The organism is Xanthomonas sp. AC360 (assembly GCF_979258225.1).
Genome location: NZ_OZ409846.1, coordinates 2,755,819 through 2,772,018, shown reverse-complemented (window position 1 = coordinate 2,772,018; position 16,200 = coordinate 2,755,819). Strand labels below are relative to the sequence as shown.

The window sequence follows — 16,200 nt, the reverse complement described above, 5'->3', positions numbered from 1 at the left end:
TTGTCAGCACGTGCCTCGCAGCATGCCGTGATGCCGGTCGGCGGCAACTGGCGAGCTGGGCCGGGGTGTCATGCACACCCCGGCCACAGCCCTGACCAGCCGCCGCCGCGCATGCAGACGCTGCGATCGCGCTTACTGCACCGTGCTACCGCCGGTGGCCTGCGCGTTGCCCACCTGAATGCGACGCGGGGTGGCTGCCGGCCGCTTGGGAATGCGGATTTCCAGCACGCCGTTGTGACCGGCGGCGGTGATGCCATCGGCATCGGCACTGTCGGGCAGCGCGAAACGCCGATGGAAACTGCCGTAGCGGCGCTCGATGCGCGAGAAGCGCTCGGTGTCGGTGCTGGACTCGCTCTTGCGCTCGCCCTTGATTGACAGGATGCCCTTGTCCATCTGCACCTCGATCTGGCTGGGGTCGATGCCCGGCAGATCGGCATACAGCACGAAGTGGTTGGGCTCTTCCGTGATGTCCACACGCGGCACCCATTGGGCGGTGACCACGGCCGATTCGTCGGTATCGCTGTTCTGTTCGAAGAAACGATCGAACACGTGCTTGATCTCGTTTTGCAGGGCGTGGGTGGGCCACTGGGGATAACGAACGATGTTCATTGCAAGCCTCCAAAAGGTTGGGTGAAGGGCCGACGGTTGCGGCATGCACCACCGCGCCGGCCATGTGCGTCAGATAGGCGTGGCCGTGCGGATTTCAAGCGCGTTGACGCGCTTTTTCCCTGCCCTTTTCTAGACTTCGTTCAGCCACACAGAGCCCAGCCCCATGACCATCGCCGTTGGTGACAGCATTCCCGAAGTAGTGCTCAAGCGCATGCGCGAAGGCATCGAAGCGGTCGACACGCATCGCTTGTTCGCCGGCCGCAAGGTGCTGCTGTTTGCAGTGCCGGGCGCATTCACGCCGACCTGCTCGGCCAAACACTTGCCGGGGTATGTGGAGCACTTCGAAGAGTTCCGCAAACGCGGCATCGACGTGTTGTGCACCGCCGTCAACGACCCGTTCGTGATGCAGGCCTGGGGCCGCGCCCAGTTGGTTCCCGATGGTCTGCACTTGTTGCCCGACGGCAACGCCGAACTGGTTCGCGCACTAGGCCTTGAAATCGATGCGAGCGGTTCGGGCATGGGCCTGCGTTCGCGCCGCTATGCGTTGTATGCCGACGACGGCGTGGTCAAGGCCTTGTTCGTCGAAGAACCCGGCGAGTTCAAGGTGTCTGCGGCCGATTACGTGCTGCAGCATCTGCCCGATTGAAAAAGCGATTCCCCCGTCCACTCAGAAGGAAAACGGCCAGCCATGTCTGATCAGCCAGCCACCAACATCCCCGCCGGTATCACTGATACCGCCACCTTGCGCGCACGCGCACGCCAGAGCATCGAAGACGGCGCCATTACCGAGAGTTACCACGCCGACCGCGAGGCAGTGATCGCGCTGCTCAACACCGCGTTGGCGACCGAGTACGTGTGCACCCTGCGCTACTACCGCCACTACTTCATGGCCAAGGGCATGCTGGCCGACGCGGTCAAGGGCGAGTTTCTGGAGCATGCGCAGCAGGAACAGGCGCACGCGCACAAGCTGGCCGAGCGTATCGTGCAGCTGGGCGGCGAACCGGACCTCAACCCGGACACGCTGACCAAGCGCTCGCATGCCGAATACAAGGAAGGCACCGATCTGCGCGACATGGTCAAGGAGAACCTGATCGCCGAGCGCATCGCCATCGACAGCTATCGCGAGATGATCGATTTCATCGGCGACAAGGACACCACCACCAAGCGCATCCTGGAAAGCATTCTGGCCCAGGAAGAAGAGCACGCCGATGAGTTTGCCGACATGCTGGAAGGCTGGATCGGCGAGTGACTGTGTTACGTCGGTGCTGACGGCGCCGATGCGACTGCAGCATCGAAAACGCAACACAAACAGGGCGCCGCTGGGCGCCTTGTTTGTGCGTGTGGTCTGGTGCAAACGCTGGCAGAAACCATGGTCCGCGTAGGAGCGCACCTGGGCGCGATGAAGCCTTACCGGTAACGCCCCATCGCGCCCGGGTGCGCTCCTACGGGTAAGTCGGCATGCCTACACCTTCGCCCAGGCATTGTCGCCGGCCATTGCGATGAGCGGGTGCTGGCTTGCCCGGCCTTGCTGATTACGCCGATCCGACTGCGGCATCGAAGACGCAACACAAACAGGGCGCCGTTGGGCGCCTTGTTTGTGTTTGTGACTTGGTGCAAACGGTGGCAGAAACCATGGTCCGCGTAGGAGCGCACCTGGGCGCGATGAAGCCTTACCGGTAACGCCTCATCGCGCCCAGGTGCGCTCCTACGTGCACGTCGATGCCCACTCAACGCAAGACGCGAAACCGCACTTGCGTCCAGGCGCCATCGCTGGCCATGGCGGTGAGCGTGTGCTCTCCCACGTCCGCAAAGTCGCGCTGAAATCCCTGGCGTCCGTTGGTCTGTGCAATCCAACGACCGTCCAGCAGCCAGTCGATGCGCGCCTCGCTGCCCAGCGCGCGCAACTGCAGGCGTACCGGGCGTGCGGTGTCGTTTGCGCGGGCCAACGTGGCGCGGTCACTCAATCCATCGATGCGCAGCACGCCGCCGCCGGTCATGCGCCCGTCCGGTAGGCAGTCCGGTGCCAACGGCGGCAGCTGCGCGGCGGTGCGTTCTGCCGCGCTGAGCCAGGGCGACACCAGTGCCGGCCAGCGTGCCAATGCGCGTGGCGTGCGCGCATGTGGCTGTGTGCACTCCTGCGACAGGCGCTGGCCGCTGTGCGCGTCCACCTCGAACTGCAACCGTCCGCTTTGCCACAACCGCGCGTCGCGTTCGCCAAAGGTGGGCGGCAGCGCGCCATCCAGTGCGTAGGCCTCGGCACGGCGCGCGCACAGTGCCGGCGGCGTCTGCTCCAGCGCGCCGCCGAGCGGCCAGCAAATCTCCCTGGCCTGCACCGTGGCCGGCATCGGCAGCGGCGCACTGTCGCCAGCATTGCGCGGCAATGCATCGATGACTTCGAACATCAGCGGCAATGCGGTCACCGCTCCGTACTGGCCGGGCAACGGCGTGCCATCCGGGCGGCCAACCCACACACCCACGGTATAGCGCCGCGTGCCGCCAATGGCCCAGGCATCGCGGTAGCCGTAACTGGTGCCGGTCTTCCAGGCCACCCCCGGGCGGGCGGCGGTATCGAAGGTGCCACTGCCATAGCCGGGGCGCGGATTGCTCTGCAAAATCTCGCGCACGATCCAGGCCGCGCCCGGCGACATCAACCGTCGATCGATCCGCGCATCGTCCGGCGTGTAGCGCACGCGCCCGGCGATACCGCCACGATTGAGCGCTGCGAACGCGCCGACCAATTCCTGCAATTGCGCACCGGTGCCGCCCAGGATCAACGCCAGCGATGGCGTGCTGCCACGCGGGAAGTGCAGCGCAATGCCGGCATTGGACAGCCGTGCGGCAAAACGTGCCGGGCCGATGCGATCAAGCAGGTCCACCGCCGGCACATTCAATGACAAGCGCAACGCAGTGGCGGCACTCACCGGCCCGTTGAAGGCGGCATCGAAGTTGCCGGGCCGGTAGTCGCCGAAGCTCTGCGGCGCATCCACCAGCAGACTTTCCGAATGGATCAAGCCATCGTCCAACGCCATACCGTACAAGAACGGTTTGAGCGTAGACCCGGGCGAGCGCCAGGCCTGCACCATGTCCACATGGCCGAGCCGTTTGCGATCGCCGAAGCTGGCCGAGCCGACATAGGCACGCGCTTCCATGGTGGCGTTGTCGATCACCAGTAAGGCGGCCGAAGTGCGCTCGGGCAATTGCGAAAAATACGTGGCCACGCGCTCTTCCAGGGTGCGCTGCAATTCCGCATCCAGCGTGGTGACGATGCGTGCAGCGCGCGGTTGCGCGCTATGCAACCGCTGCGCCAGCAGCGCGGCATGCAAGGGCGGCTTGAGCGCACGCGTCACCACCGGTTCGATGCGGGCATCGTCGACCTGCGCGCGCGACCACACGCCCAGCTCCACCATGCGATCGAGCACCTTGTCGCGTGCACGCTGCGCCGCTTCCGGGTGGCGGTCCGGGCGCAGCCGGCTGGGCGATTGCGGTAACACCGCCAGCAACGCCGCTTCGGCCTGCGACAACGCGGTGGCCGGCTTGCCCAGGTACGCCCAACTGGCCGCTTCCACGCCTTCGATGGTGCCGCCGTAGGGCGCGCGCTCCAGATACAGGGTGAGAATCTCGCGCTTGCTCAGATGCGCTTCCAGCTGCAGCGCGCGCAGCAACTGCTTGGCCTTGCCCCATGGCGTGCGTGTATGCGGGTCCAGAATGCGCGCCACCTGCATGGTCAAGGTCGAACCGCCGGAGACGATGCGTCCCTGCCCCAGCCACTGCCCGCCCGCACGCAACAAACCCCACGGGTTGACGCCGGGATGCCGCCAGAACCAGCGGTCTTCGTAGTTCAGCAAGGCCTGCAGATACAGCGGCGATACCGTGTCCGGGCTGGCCGGATAGCGCCACACGCCATTGCGATCGGCGAACGCACGCAACGGCGTGCCGTCGCGCGCCACCACCAGGGTGGAGGTGTCGCGCGATTTGGGCAGCGGCAGCGGGAAGGCCAGGTCCAGCACCAGCAAGGTGGCCAGCACCGCCGCCACGCTCCAGCGTAGCCAGCTCAGCCAGCGCCGTCCGTTTCGGACCTGTGGGTTCGGCACTTGCGGGCGCTGCTGCGTCCGCTCTGTCCCTGTCTGCGCCTGCGATTGCTCATCCATCGTGCCAAGCATGCAGGGCAAAACGCGTTTCGGCCACTGGCACAGATCGAATCACCTGATACCGCCCGACGTTCCTGCGCATCGGTGCTCTAGGAAGTTCGACGCGCGCTCGCCGCGACCGCGGGAGGGGCCGGGCCACGCGGCGTCACGAAGACCCGCAACAAGGCCATCGTCAGAAACACGGCAGACAGGCGCAAGACCATGCCAAGCCAACCACTGGCCGCAGAGTCGGACACCGCGAACACAGTCCAAGCCGCGTTGAGCGACGCATGTAGCACCCAGCCGCTCCAGATCGTGTAGCCGTCCTGCGCATCGACGATGGCAAACAGCAGTGCACCGATCCCGGTGATGGCAAAGATCAGCAGTGCCTCGCCCCCGCTGCCGCCGCCGGCTCCGAGCCAATGCACGCCACCGAAGATCAGCGCCTGCACCAGCGCGGCCAGTGCGGGACGCCAAGCCAGCGCGCGACAGGCGAACACGAAGCCGAACCCGCGAAACACGATCTCTTCGGCCAGCGGAAACAATAACGCCAGCCATAGCAGGCTGAGCAGATCGTCGATACGGATCGCGCTGGCCTGCGTCCATAACCCAACCCAACACGGTAACGTGGCGAGCAACGTCAACAACGGCCCACGTACCCCATTCCAGCGCAGCCCCAGGCGCGCGCGCAGATCGCCAGGCGTGCTGCGGTAGAGCAGCGCGGCTGCGATCACGACAAGGATGACGCTGAGCAAATTGTCGAGGATTGCGCCGCCATAGGGCACAGGGATCCTCGGAATCGGCCACCCGATGGCCTTGGCGATATCGCGGATCTGTAGAGCAACCAGCAGCACTGCCAGCCACGTGAAATGCCTGCCAACCTGCTGAGGGCGAAACCTGCGCGACATGCCGACATCCTTGAGCGCATCTGTCAGAGATTCACTGTACCCGTTACACACCAACACCCACAACGGTTTGAGGGCACGACAGCGGGCTATCGCGCTTGTCGTCTGGCAGCTGCTCGCGATCGCTGACAGCGGCAGGTATCAAGCAAGGCGATGGCGCGTACTCACCCTCCCCACCAACTGGCAAGTAGTCGCTTCTCTCGCCAATCGCGAGCGCGATCCAACGTAGCAGTGCTAATCGTGATCCAGCACACTTGCCTGCAACCACTGATGCAGTGCGCTCAGCGTTTTTCGAGTGTGGCGCGATACCGCAATAACGCTTCCGGCGCATCAGTCTGGATGATCGACACACCATCACGGTACAGACGCCCCCACACCTTGTCCGGGTCGCGTTCGGCATCGGCGTCGCCGCCGTAGCCTGCGATAAACCCTTCCCACAGCGAGTTGACCATCAGCCGCACGTTGTGGGCCTTGCTCACTGCCGCCAAGGCCGGCAATTGCGAGGCGGCCATCTTGGGCAGTTCAAAGGCCATCGGGCGCGCATTGCGGGTTTGTGCTGTGGCGATCGCGGCCAGATCGGCCGTGCCGTGTGCGTTGATCAGGATCGGGAAGAAATACACGCGGTCGAATGGCTGCATCGCCGCCAGCGGCGGGGTCGCAATGCCGGCTTCGGCCTTGACGATCACCTGGTGCTGCATGCCGGCACGCGTGACCGCATCGACTACCTGCACGTAGATCGCATCCTTGACGTCCAGATTGAGCAGGATGTGGCCCTTGGCGGCGGCCAGCATCTGCTCCAGCGTGACCACGCGTTGGTCGGTCAGCGCTGCCTGCGCGCCGCCTTCGTCGCTGCGCAAACGCAACTTTTGCAGATCGGCCAGCGTGAGCTCGGACAGCTTGCCGGTGCCATCGGTGGTGCGATCCACGGTGGCGTCGTGCAGCATCACCAGCGTGCCATCAGCAGCGCGGCGCACGTCGGTTTCCATCACATCGGCACCGATGGCGATGCACCGCTGCAGCGCCGCAAGCGAGTTCTCCGGCGCGGTGTCGGTGAAGCCATGTTGCGGCGCGGCCGCGTGGCAACCGCGATGGGCCACCACCACGATGCCGCCTTGCGGGTTGGTCAAGCGCGCCTGGATCGCCGCGACGCCGGTGGGCGCTGCATTCACAGGGCTGGCGAGCGTCGCGCACAGCATGGCGGCGACAGTGGCAACAGAACGTAGTGTCATCGAACAACTCTCAAGTGGGTGACTGATCGCCCGACGGCGTCTGCGCCAGGCGAAGCACATGCAAGCTGGATGCAGTTAGCAACTGCTCGCACGTCCGATCCAGAGCGCCATGGGTATCCGGCCCATGACGGCTTTATTCCAAGCGCCACGCTCAAAACGTCGGCGTAAAGCGCAGACCAAACCAGTAGGTGGTGGGCACCGAATAACTGTCCTTGAGCAGGTTCTGCCCTGGGCCCGTCACGCTGGTGATGCGGCTGTGGGTGATGTTGCTGACCTGGCTGATCAAGCTGAGTTGCTTGCTGATGGCATAGGTGGCAGTGAAATCCAGTTGCGAGCGCGGCGACCAGTACAGATCCTGCCAATCGATATTGCTGACGATGGCACGCAAGGCCTTGCCTTGCCGGTTGTAGGCAGCGCGCAGCTCCAGGCCGCCGGTGTTGTAGAACAGCGTGGCGTTGGCGGTGTAGTCGGGCTGGCCGACCAGGTTGTCGAGGCTGCGCTCACGCTGGCTCACGTTGCTGCCGCTGCCGACGCTGTACGGCACGTCCAGGCTGCCATCGAGCACGGCGAGGTTTGCGCTGAAGCCCACACCGCTGAGCCACGGCGCAATCGGCGCCAAGGTGTTGACGATGCCGTTGAATTCCACGCCGCGAATGCGCGCCTTGGCGGCATTGGCCGGGGTGCTGATCAAGGCATTGGCGTAGGTGGTGCCGTCGAAGCTGAAGCTGTCGGTGCGCGAGAGCGTAAAGATCTCGTCCTGGATGCGCTTGTCGAACACGGCAGCGGAGGCGAACGCATCGAAGTCGCCGGGCAGGCGCCATTCCAGCGACAGGTCCAGGTTATTGGACACGCGCGGTTTGATGTCCGGGTTGCCGATGGTGACGGTGACGCCCTGCGCATTCGGGTTGCCGGCGTCGGTCGTGTTGACGAAGCCGATCGAGGTACGCGCCGCGTACGCATCGTATGGCGGGCGGCCGAGCGTGCGGCTGGCGCCAGCGCGCAGGTCCAGCGCGTCGGTCAGATGGTAGGTCATGATGGCCGACGGCAGCAGATAGTCGTAATCGGCACTGGTCGGATTGTCGACGTAGACGTAGCGATTGGTCGCGGTATCCAGCTGACGCTGGCGGCCCACCGTGTCCAGCTTGGTGCTATCCAAATGCACACCGGCCTGCACGTTGAGCCGATCGCTGCGATAGCTCACCAGCCCATAGCTGCCGAAGGTCTTTTCGGTATGGGTGAAGTTGTCCTGGTTGCTGAAGGCCTGCTGGTCGGTGCTGTTGAATGCGCTCAACGGCGTTGCCGCCAGCACGCGGTTGGCCTTGCCCGGATCGATGGTGATCAGGTTCAAGCCGGCGTAACGCATCGGCGCCCTTCCGGTGCCGGCCACGTCGGCCAGGCCGAAGGCCGGCGCGCTGGTGTTGGGCTGATACTCGACACGATAGATGTCGTAGGACGGCTTGTCGGTGGTGTACGACACGCCCGCCGCAAAGCCAATGCCCTGATCGCTTTCGCCCTGATTGAAGCCGTAATCGAGCCGACCGGTGAGAATGCGGTCGGCCGCGGTACGTTTGTAGTCCGGACGCCAGTACGACAGGCTGTAGTTATCCAGGTTGTTATAAGCCTGCGGCGACACACCGAAGCGCTGATCGAACCCGGAGGTGTCGTAGTTGAACGCATAGCTGGGCGTGGCATTAAGGGTCACGCCACTGCCGGTCTGGCCCACCGGCACCGGCGCGGCCCGAGTAATGCCGGTGGCGTATTTGATCATGCGGATCGGCTCGTCGTAGGTCGCATCCGACCACGCCCCACGCGCGGAAAACTGCTGCCGATCGGTCGGCCGCCAGATGCTGCCCAACTGCGCAACCTTGGTGCGCGTGGTGACGATCTGGTTGGAATATCCCACTTCGATATCGCCGCCGGGATACCTGCCGGAGGTGGCGGTCTGGTTGAACACCTGGTTACGGTTGCGCGGGTCGATGATGACCTCGTTGCGCTCCATGTTGTCCTTGAAATAGTAGTAACCGGCCATGGCATACGCTTCGAGCGCCGCACTGGGATGCACTTCGAACTTGCCGGTGACGCCATAGCGGTCGCGCTGATTCTGCACGTACCAATACTTATCCTGCTGCGGCACCGCCCAGCCATTGCCGAGATTGGCGCCGGTCTGCAGTACGCCGTTATTGTCGTAGAACCCGTAATGCACCGTGTCGGTGGTCATATGGGTTTCGGTGTAGCTGCTCAGCGTTTGGTAGTTGGCCGACAGCGTGAAGCCGTATTGCTGTTCGCTGCCGAAGGTGCGGCTGCCGGTGGCATTCAAGCGATAGCCCGGGTCGTCCTGATCGCGCGGCTTGCCGACATCGTTGGCGTGGCCCAGCGCTGCTTCGGCACTGAAGAACGGCTTGCCGCCGTTTTCGAACGCACTGCGCGTCTTGAGATTGATCGCGCCCCCGGTGGCATTGGGATCCAGATCCGGCGTAAACGTCTTGATCACCTGCAACTCGCTGACCATCGAGGCCGGCAACAGATCCAACCGCACGCCGCGGGTGATCGAGCCGAGCGTACCGTTGGGCGTGCCGGGCGAGGCGATGGTCAAGCCATCGATGGTGACGTTGTTGTACGACGGCCCCAAGCCGCGCAACACAGGCGTAGCCGCTTCGTCGCGCGGATGTTCGTTGTCGGTGGCCGGCAACACGGATAGACCCGGCACGCGACGCAGCGCTTCGACGATGGTGCTGTCCGGCAGCGCGCGCACATCGGTGGCACTGATGACATCGGTGATGTTGGTCGCTGCGCGCTTGCTCTCCACCGCTGCCGCATTGGCGCGACGCACGCCGGTGACCTGCATGGCATCGAGAGTTTGCACGCCGGTGTTGGCGGCGCGCGGTGCGTCGGTGTTGGCTATTTCACCTGAGGACGCGACGGATTCGGCACCTTCTGCGTGGCCCGGTGCCGCCATAGCGCCTGCGGGATTTGCAGAGACTGCAGGCGACGATGGAACAGTGCGCTCTGCACTAACAGAAGCCGCGTTGGTCTGCGCCTGCAACGCTGGGGAATATGCCGCGATGGCGACGGCGAGAACGGACAAGTGCAAACGGTACGAATCGGAGCGCTGCATGGAATCCCGAGATCGCGCAGCAAAGGCGCCGCGCCGGTGAGAAAGCACGCCACCCTATCCAGTAAAAATGACCCTTGCGTGTCGCCTGCGTCGCATCGAGAAGACAATGCGCAGCGATGTCGCCGCATGCGAAGCCGCGGTGCCATTGCGCGGGATTGGGCTCTCCCGCTGACGTTCAACCGCGCGTAGGAGCGCGCTTGCGCGCGATGTGGCTCTCCCGCTGACGTCCAACCGCGCGTAGGAGCGCGCTTGCGCGCGATGTGGCTCTCCCGCTGACGTCCAATCGCGCACAAGCGCGCTCCTACGGCAGCCAGATTGCATCCCAGAATGGATAGTCACCGACCCGCTCCACCAATCCGGCGCGTAGCGGATTGGCGATCAGGTAGCGAGCCACGCTGCGCAGATCGTCTTCATTGCGCAAGCCGCGGTCGTGGTAGGCCCGCGCCCAAACCGCGGCGGGCACCCCGCGCTGCTGATTGACCGCACGCGTGCTTGCTGCCTTCATGCATGACACCGTCCGCGCCAGCGGAGTGACGTCCCCCAGCTGCACCAGCCAGTGAACATGGTCCGGCATCAGCACCCAGGCAAGTAAGGTGGCATCTTCTGGCTGCGCGGCGATGAACGCGCGGCACGCTGACGCGGCCAGCTGAAAATCGTCGAACACACGTCGCCGCTGGACAGTTGTCACGGTGAGTAGATAGCAGCACTTTGCGAGCGAGCACCGGCCACGACGTAGTGCACGATGTCCTGCGGAGATGGGGCTGATCATCGATGCATGCTGGCCCGCCCACGCAAATCCTTGCATCGGGGTCGGGCGCTCGCTTCGGTGAGGAAACCCCGACCGTAGGAGCGCGCTTGCGCGCGATGGGGGATTGCCGGGAAAGCTCCATCGCGCGCAAGCGCGCTCCTACCTTGTTGCCTTTAGGGCTGCACCACCGTGATCGTCGCCGGGGTGGTGCGGCCCACGCCACGCAGCTCGGGGCGATACATGTCTTCCACCAGCGACGGCGGCACGGTGTAGGTGCCCGGCGTCACCGCACGCACCAGGTAATACACCTGCGCCTTGCTGCCCGACGACAGCGCCAGCGCGGCCACATAACGGTCGTCGCGGAACTCTTCGTGCTTGACGTCGGCGGCGCTGGAACGCTCGCTGACGCCGATACCGTCCACCACCACGTCGGCCCATTGCTTGGCATCGCCGAGATTGAAATTCTCGATTTCCAGGCCGGCCGGCAACAGATCGGTGAGCAACGCATCGGGCATCGATTCGTTGGCGGTGATGGTGACGCGCACGATCAGCGCCTCGCCCTCCTTCAGTGCACGCGGCGTCCACGGCTTGCCGTCGGTGGTGTACCAGCTGCGCTCCACGCTGAGGTGGCGCGTGTCTGCTTCCGGTGCAGTGCGCGGGATGCCGGCCACTTCCAGACTGGCATACATCGGCGCTTCGCCCTGCGGTGCGAACTGCACGCCGCGGGCCAGCGCCGCACTGTCGAAGCTGCGTCCAAACACGCGGGCCGGTGCGATCTGCTGCACCTCATCGCCGACGGTCAAACTGCCCGAGACCTGCTTGCCCTGCCCCACCATCAACGCCTTGCCCAGCCGCGCCAGCGCAATCTGCTCCTGGGTGCTGAGCCACAACACTCCGCCAGCGCGGCGTGCATCCAGTGCCTGCCCCAGGGCCACCACACGGGTGTCGTACTCGGGCTTGGACAAGCCACGTTCGTGCAGCAACGCCATCATCAAGGCATCGTCGCGCACCACACTGCCGTAATCGCTCAGATAGCGCGGACGCTCGGCGCTGTCCTTGGCAAACCCGGCCTTGATCGCCGCGTCACCGCGCTTGGTGTCGCCCTGCAGCGACAACGCCGCGCCCAGATGCACCAGCGACAGGCCAGTCAACGCCTTGTCGCGCTGGTTGTCGTACAGCGCGCGCAGCGTGCCCAGCGGGGCGCGGTTGACGCGTGCCAACACGTAACCCGACCACGCCTGGTTGGCGAACTTCAGGTTGTCGCGACGGTCCTGCCCATAGAACTCGTTGCCGCCGGAGAGCAGATCTTCGCTCAGGCGATTGAGTGCCTTCTGCAGCACGTTATCGGGCACCGCAAAGCCGGCGTCCTTGGCGTCGAGCAGGAACTCGGCGATGTAGGGGGTCAGGCCCGGATTGACGTAGCCGTCGTCGCCCCACATCGAAAAATGCCCGCTGGCGATCTGCATCGACGCCAGGCGGCCGAACGCGCCTTCCATGCGCTCGCGGCGCGTGGCCGCATCCAGCCCCTTGGTGCCCAGCGCCTTGGCGGTGGCCTCGTCGAGCAACAGCGCTGCGTAGCCCTTGCTGGTGGTCTGCTCGGCGCAGCCATAAGGGTAATCCAGCGCGCCCTGCATGGCGCTGGCGAACGGAATCGGCGGCAGCGGGCTGACCACCATGCGCGCAGTCACCGAGCCGGCCATCAGGCCCTCGGCAAAGCTGCTGTCCAGGGTGATCGGCGCCAGCGGGTCGAGCACGCGCGTCTGCGTGCGCAACACCTGCGGCCACCCGGCACGCACCGGCAGCTCGTAGTTGCGGTCGGCCTTGAAGCCATTGCCGTCCACGCGCACGCGCACCTTGGCCACGCTATAGCCTTCGATGGCGGTGAGCGGAAAGCTCAAGGTCTGCTTGGCATCCACACCCAGCTTGATGCTGCGCGACGCCTCGGCAATGGCCAGCGGGCCGATGCCGTCCACACGCACGTTGAATTCGCCCGGCTTGCCGGTGAAGTTCTGCACGTCCAGCGTCACCGTGCTGCGGTCGCCCGGTGCCATCACGCGCGGCATGCTGGCTTCGGCCAGGATGGGCGCACGCACCACCGTTTCCATATCGCGATTGCCGTAACGCGTGTCCGAATACACCAGCGCCGACACCCGCAAGGTGCCATTGAAATCCGGCACCGGCAGCTGCACGCGCGCATTGCCCTTGGCATCGAGCGTCACCGACCCGGAAAACAGGTCCACGGTCTGCACGCGGGCGGTCGGGCGCTTGGCCTGCGGCAGCGCTTCCAACGCCATGTCGCCACCGAACTTGAGCTTGCCGCTGGCGCCTTCGAAACTTTCGATCACGCGGCCATAAATGTCATATGCATCGGTGCCCAGGCGACGTTGCGCGAAGAACTGCGCGTTGGCATCGGGCACCGGGAAGCGGGTGATGTTGAGGATGCCCACGTCCACCGCCGAGATGGTGACGTGCGCCGCCTTGCCCGCCAGTTCCGGCACGCTCACCGTCACCGGCAACGATTGTTCGGGACGCATCTGCTTGGGCGCGGACAATCCCACCGCCACTCGCCGCGCCTTGCGATCCATCGGCACATGCGCCACGCCCACCGCACGCGCGGGGGTGATCTTGCTAGGCGCGGTACCGCCACGGAACACCAGCGCGGTTACGTAGACGTCGTGGCGCTCCCAGGCTTCTGTGACCGGAATTTCGAACGTGCTGCCCGGTTTGACGTCGATGTCCTGCACGTACAGCAGCTTGTCGCTTTCCACCAGCAGCACGCCCTTGCCGGCGTGCGGCGGGGTCAGCGTGACCTTGAGAGTGTCGCCGGCGCGGTAGCCGGTCTTGTCCAGCGCCAGCTTGACCTTGTCCGGACGCGCATCCAGGCCGCGGTTTTCGTCGTTCCAGCTCCAACCGGCGCGGAACGGGTAACGCGTGGTCAGCCCGGTGGCCGGGTCGAACACGTCCAGGCGGTACTCGCCCCACTCCACCGGGAAATCGAGCTTGGCGTTGGCGCTGCCCACATCAAGCGTGCGCGTGTCCTTGTTCTCGAAGCGGCGGGTGAAGTCGTAATCCCAGTGGTTGTCGTTGTAGTTCCAGTGGTAGTCGCGCAGCTCGCGCACCAGCGTGGCTTTCAGGCCCTTGGCCGGCTGCGGTTTGCCGTCGGCATCCACGCGGGTGAGTTCGAAGCGCGCGCTGCCGTTGGCATCGGCGCCGTCTTCGTCGTCGAACAACGGGCGCACGCCAACCAGCGCTTTGGCCGGCCACAGCACGCGCTTGACCGTGCGGGTCACCGTGCGTCCGCCGGTTTCGTACACGCTACCGGAGACCACTGCAGCAATCGTGCTGACCGGCTTGGCTTCGCTGGGCAGCGCGATGTCTTCGCGCAGGATGCCGTCGCTACCGAACTCGGTATCGATCACGTCCTTGGCTTCGTGCGGCAGCTCCAGGGTGGGGTCGCCGAAGAACCAGCCCGGCAACGACTCCAGCGGATGCTGCTCGACGCTGACCGCAAGTTTGGCGGTGAAACGGTTGCCATCGGCCGGCGCGCCATACAGATACGCGGCAGTGGCGACCAGCTTGAACGGCTGACCGGCACTCAAGGTCTTTTGCGCGGCATCCAGGTCCAGCTTCATGCGCTCGGGCAGGAACTCTTCCACGCGCACGGTCATGCCCTGCACGGCATCCTTGCTGGCCGGGTCGGTGCGGAACTCCACCTGCCAGCGGCCGGTCGCGGCATCGGCAGGAATCTGCTGGGTGAATTCGAAGTAGCCCTGCTCGCCTGGCTGCAGTTTGGTTTCGCGGAAGGTCTTGCCGTCCGGCTGCTTGAGGCGCAGGAAAACTGGTTGCCCGCCCTTGGAAGGCCCGTTCGTGGGCTTGCCATCGTTGTCGCGCAGGATCGCCGACACACGCATGGTTTCGCCGGGGCGATACAGATCGCGGCCGGCCCAGGCGAACACGTCAAACCAGGCACTCTGGCGCCCAGCCACGGCAAATTCGCTCAGATCCAGCGCCGGCTGGTTGAACGGCAGCAACGAGACATCGGTCTTGCTGCGCGCCACCAGCACGTGGCCGGCATCGAGCGTGTAGTTGAGCAGCGCATTGCCGTTACCGTCGGTGGCGCCCTTGAGGAACAGCTCGCCCTTGGCATCGAGGATGCGCACTTCCACATTCTTGAGCGGCTCGCCGCTCTGCAACGAGGCGGTGTGCACGAACAACTTGTCCTTGTAGGCGCGCGTGTGTAGGCCGATGTCGCTGACGGTGAAGAACGCGGTCTCTTGTTCGTTCTCGAAGCTACCGGCGCGCTTCATCACCGCAAAGTACAGGCCAGGCTCCTGCAGCTCCTTGATGTCCTGCGTCGGCAGGTAGGTCAGCACGCGCTCGTTCTGCTTGCCGCCCAGGATGAACCGGTTGACGTACACCGGGTCGGCCAGCTTGGACAGCGGTTGTTTGTCGTTGTATTCGCTCTCAAGCTCCCAGCTGCCACGACGGCCGCCGCGCTGAAACTGCTGGAAGAACGCCGGCAGCGACTTCTCGCGCACGCGCAGAAATTCCACGTCCACTTCCGGCACGTTGACCGACACCACCGGCAGGCCGCGGCTTTCGCGCGCTGGCAACACACTGCCTTGCGAAGCGAACCCGACCACCGGCTTGAGTTCGCCGGTATAGACCTTCTGCTTGAGCGGCTTGCCCAGACGGCTGCCATCGGCGGCCAGCAGATTGGCGTCGACCAGCACCGTGTAGTCCTTGGCGGCTTCCACGTACGGGTAGCGCAGCGTCTTGCCGTCGTCGGACAGCGACCAGCTGCTGTCGCCGGTGCCGACCTTTTCTTCGAAGCGCACCAGCGCATCGAAATCCTGCGTGCCCACCAGCGGACGCGAGAATTCCAGCGCCAGCGACAGGCCGTCGCCGGTCTGGTCGGGATAGGCGCGCGCGAGCGCAAACCCGGTAATCGCCTGCTTGTCGGCCTTGATCGCCTCGCCGCTGGCGGTGGGCAGCTGCCCGCTTTCGTTGCGTTTGCACGCCACCCCGCCGATCGCCACGGTCAGCAGCACCACCCATAGCAGCATGCGCCGCGCGCCAAACCACTTCATCCCTGATTGCTGCCTGTCCATTCGCGCTACCCCATGACTGAGGCGGCCAGTATAGCGACGTGCTTCACGCCACCGATGTCGGATGTGTGGCCGGCCGTGGACTTGCCGATGGGCGGTGATCGTGTGCGGCTGTGTGCATGCCGCGATGGCACCGGCGCGCCGGAGCTGAGGTGAGCCCAGTGGTTTGACGCCGGTCTATTGCAGGGCCGCTGAGCTGCGCTGTGGCTGCAGAGTCCTTGGCCGCCCACCGTCGCGGGACACGCAGCAAGCACTTCGATGTGAGCTCTTATGCGGCATCCATGCCGCGTAAGGTCCCACGACGGTGGGGCGGCCAAGGACCAGTCGAGATGGTCGTTGTGCAGGGTTGCAGGCAATGC

General features: G+C 65.0%; 9 protein-coding genes. 2 read left to right on the top strand and 7 right to left on the bottom strand.

Annotated elements, in window-relative coordinates:
* Window positions 1–132: 132 nt before the first annotated feature.
* Window positions 133–609, bottom strand: coding sequence for an Hsp20/alpha crystallin family protein (locus ACZZ0O_RS11985; protein ID WP_323515338.1), 477 nt, complete (start codon window positions 607–609; stop codon window positions 133–135).
* A 163-nt stretch (window positions 610–772) separates the two neighbouring features.
* Here ACZZ0O_RS11985 and ACZZ0O_RS11980 point away from each other — a divergent pair, with 163 nt between their 5' ends.
* The gene (locus ACZZ0O_RS11980; protein ID WP_115527263.1) at window positions 773–1,255 is read left to right on the top strand and encodes a peroxiredoxin; all 483 of its coding nucleotides are present in this window, start codon (window positions 773–775) and stop codon (window positions 1,253–1,255) included.
* Window positions 1,256–1,297: 42 nt separating this feature from the next.
* Window positions 1,298–1,858 carry a ferritin-like domain-containing protein gene (locus tag ACZZ0O_RS11975; RefSeq protein ID WP_055845761.1) on the top strand — a complete coding sequence of 187 codons (561 nt, stop codon included), beginning with the start codon at window positions 1,298–1,300 and terminating at the stop codon, window positions 1,856–1,858.
* Between the two features lie 478 nt (window positions 1,859–2,336).
* On the opposite strand, the gene pbpC is transcribed toward ACZZ0O_RS11975, so the two are convergent.
* From pbpC to ACZZ0O_RS11945, 6 genes are all read right to left on the bottom strand, one after another.
* Window positions 2,337–4,757 carry a penicillin-binding protein 1C gene (gene pbpC / locus ACZZ0O_RS11970; protein WP_463590851.1) on the bottom strand — a complete coding sequence of 807 codons (2,421 nt, stop codon included), beginning with the start codon at window positions 4,755–4,757 and terminating at the stop codon, window positions 2,337–2,339.
* Window positions 4,758–4,846: 89 nt separating this feature from the next.
* Window positions 4,847–5,644, bottom strand: a complete 798-nt coding sequence (locus tag ACZZ0O_RS11965) for a CPBP family glutamic-type intramembrane protease (protein WP_463590850.1) — start codon at window positions 5,642–5,644, stop codon at window positions 4,847–4,849.
* 278 nt (window positions 5,645–5,922) lie between these two features.
* Window positions 5,923–6,870, bottom strand: a complete 948-nt coding sequence (locus ACZZ0O_RS11960; RefSeq protein ID WP_311240591.1) for a glycerophosphodiester phosphodiesterase family protein — start codon at window positions 6,868–6,870, stop codon at window positions 5,923–5,925.
* Between the two features lie 151 nt (window positions 6,871–7,021).
* On the bottom strand, window positions 7,022–9,985 hold the full coding sequence (locus tag ACZZ0O_RS11955) for a TonB-dependent receptor (protein ID WP_463590849.1): 2,964 nt from the start codon (window positions 9,983–9,985) through the stop codon (window positions 7,022–7,024).
* 301 nt (window positions 9,986–10,286) lie between these two features.
* Complete coding sequence (locus tag ACZZ0O_RS11950) at window positions 10,287–10,754, bottom strand: REP-associated tyrosine transposase (RefSeq protein WP_055846305.1); 468 nt, start codon at window positions 10,752–10,754, stop codon at window positions 10,287–10,289.
* 152 nt (window positions 10,755–10,906) lie between these two features.
* The gene (locus tag ACZZ0O_RS11945) at window positions 10,907–15,844 is read right to left on the bottom strand and encodes an alpha-2-macroglobulin family protein (protein ID WP_463590848.1); all 4,938 of its coding nucleotides are present in this window, start codon (window positions 15,842–15,844) and stop codon (window positions 10,907–10,909) included.
* Window positions 15,845–16,200 lie beyond the last annotated feature (356 nt).

Excerpts from the sequence above, each read along its gene's own strand:
- ACZZ0O_RS11985 (WP_323515338.1), bottom strand. The coding sequence starts at position 609 with ATGAACATCGTTCGTTATCCCCAGTGGCCCACCCACGCCCTGCAAAAC.
- ACZZ0O_RS11980 (WP_115527263.1), top strand. The coding sequence starts at position 773 with ATGACCATCGCCGTTGGTGACAGCATTCCCGAAGTAGTGCTCAAGCGC.
- ACZZ0O_RS11975 (WP_055845761.1), top strand. The coding sequence starts at position 1,298 with ATGTCTGATCAGCCAGCCACCAACATCCCCGCCGGTATCACTGATACC.
- pbpC (WP_463590851.1), bottom strand. The coding sequence starts at position 4,757 with ATGGATGAGCAATCGCAGGCGCAGACAGGGACAGAGCGGACGCAGCAG.
- ACZZ0O_RS11965 (WP_463590850.1), bottom strand. The coding sequence starts at position 5,644 with ATGTCGCGCAGGTTTCGCCCTCAGCAGGTTGGCAGGCATTTCACGTGG.
- ACZZ0O_RS11960 (WP_311240591.1), bottom strand. The coding sequence starts at position 6,870 with ATGACACTACGTTCTGTTGCCACTGTCGCCGCCATGCTGTGCGCGACG.
- ACZZ0O_RS11955 (WP_463590849.1), bottom strand. The coding sequence starts at position 9,985 with ATGCAGCGCTCCGATTCGTACCGTTTGCACTTGTCCGTTCTCGCCGTC.
- ACZZ0O_RS11950 (WP_055846305.1), bottom strand. The coding sequence starts at position 10,754 with ATGATCAGCCCCATCTCCGCAGGACATCGTGCACTACGTCGTGGCCGG.
- ACZZ0O_RS11945 (WP_463590848.1), bottom strand. The coding sequence starts at position 15,844 with ATGGACAGGCAGCAATCAGGGATGAAGTGGTTTGGCGCGCGGCGCATG.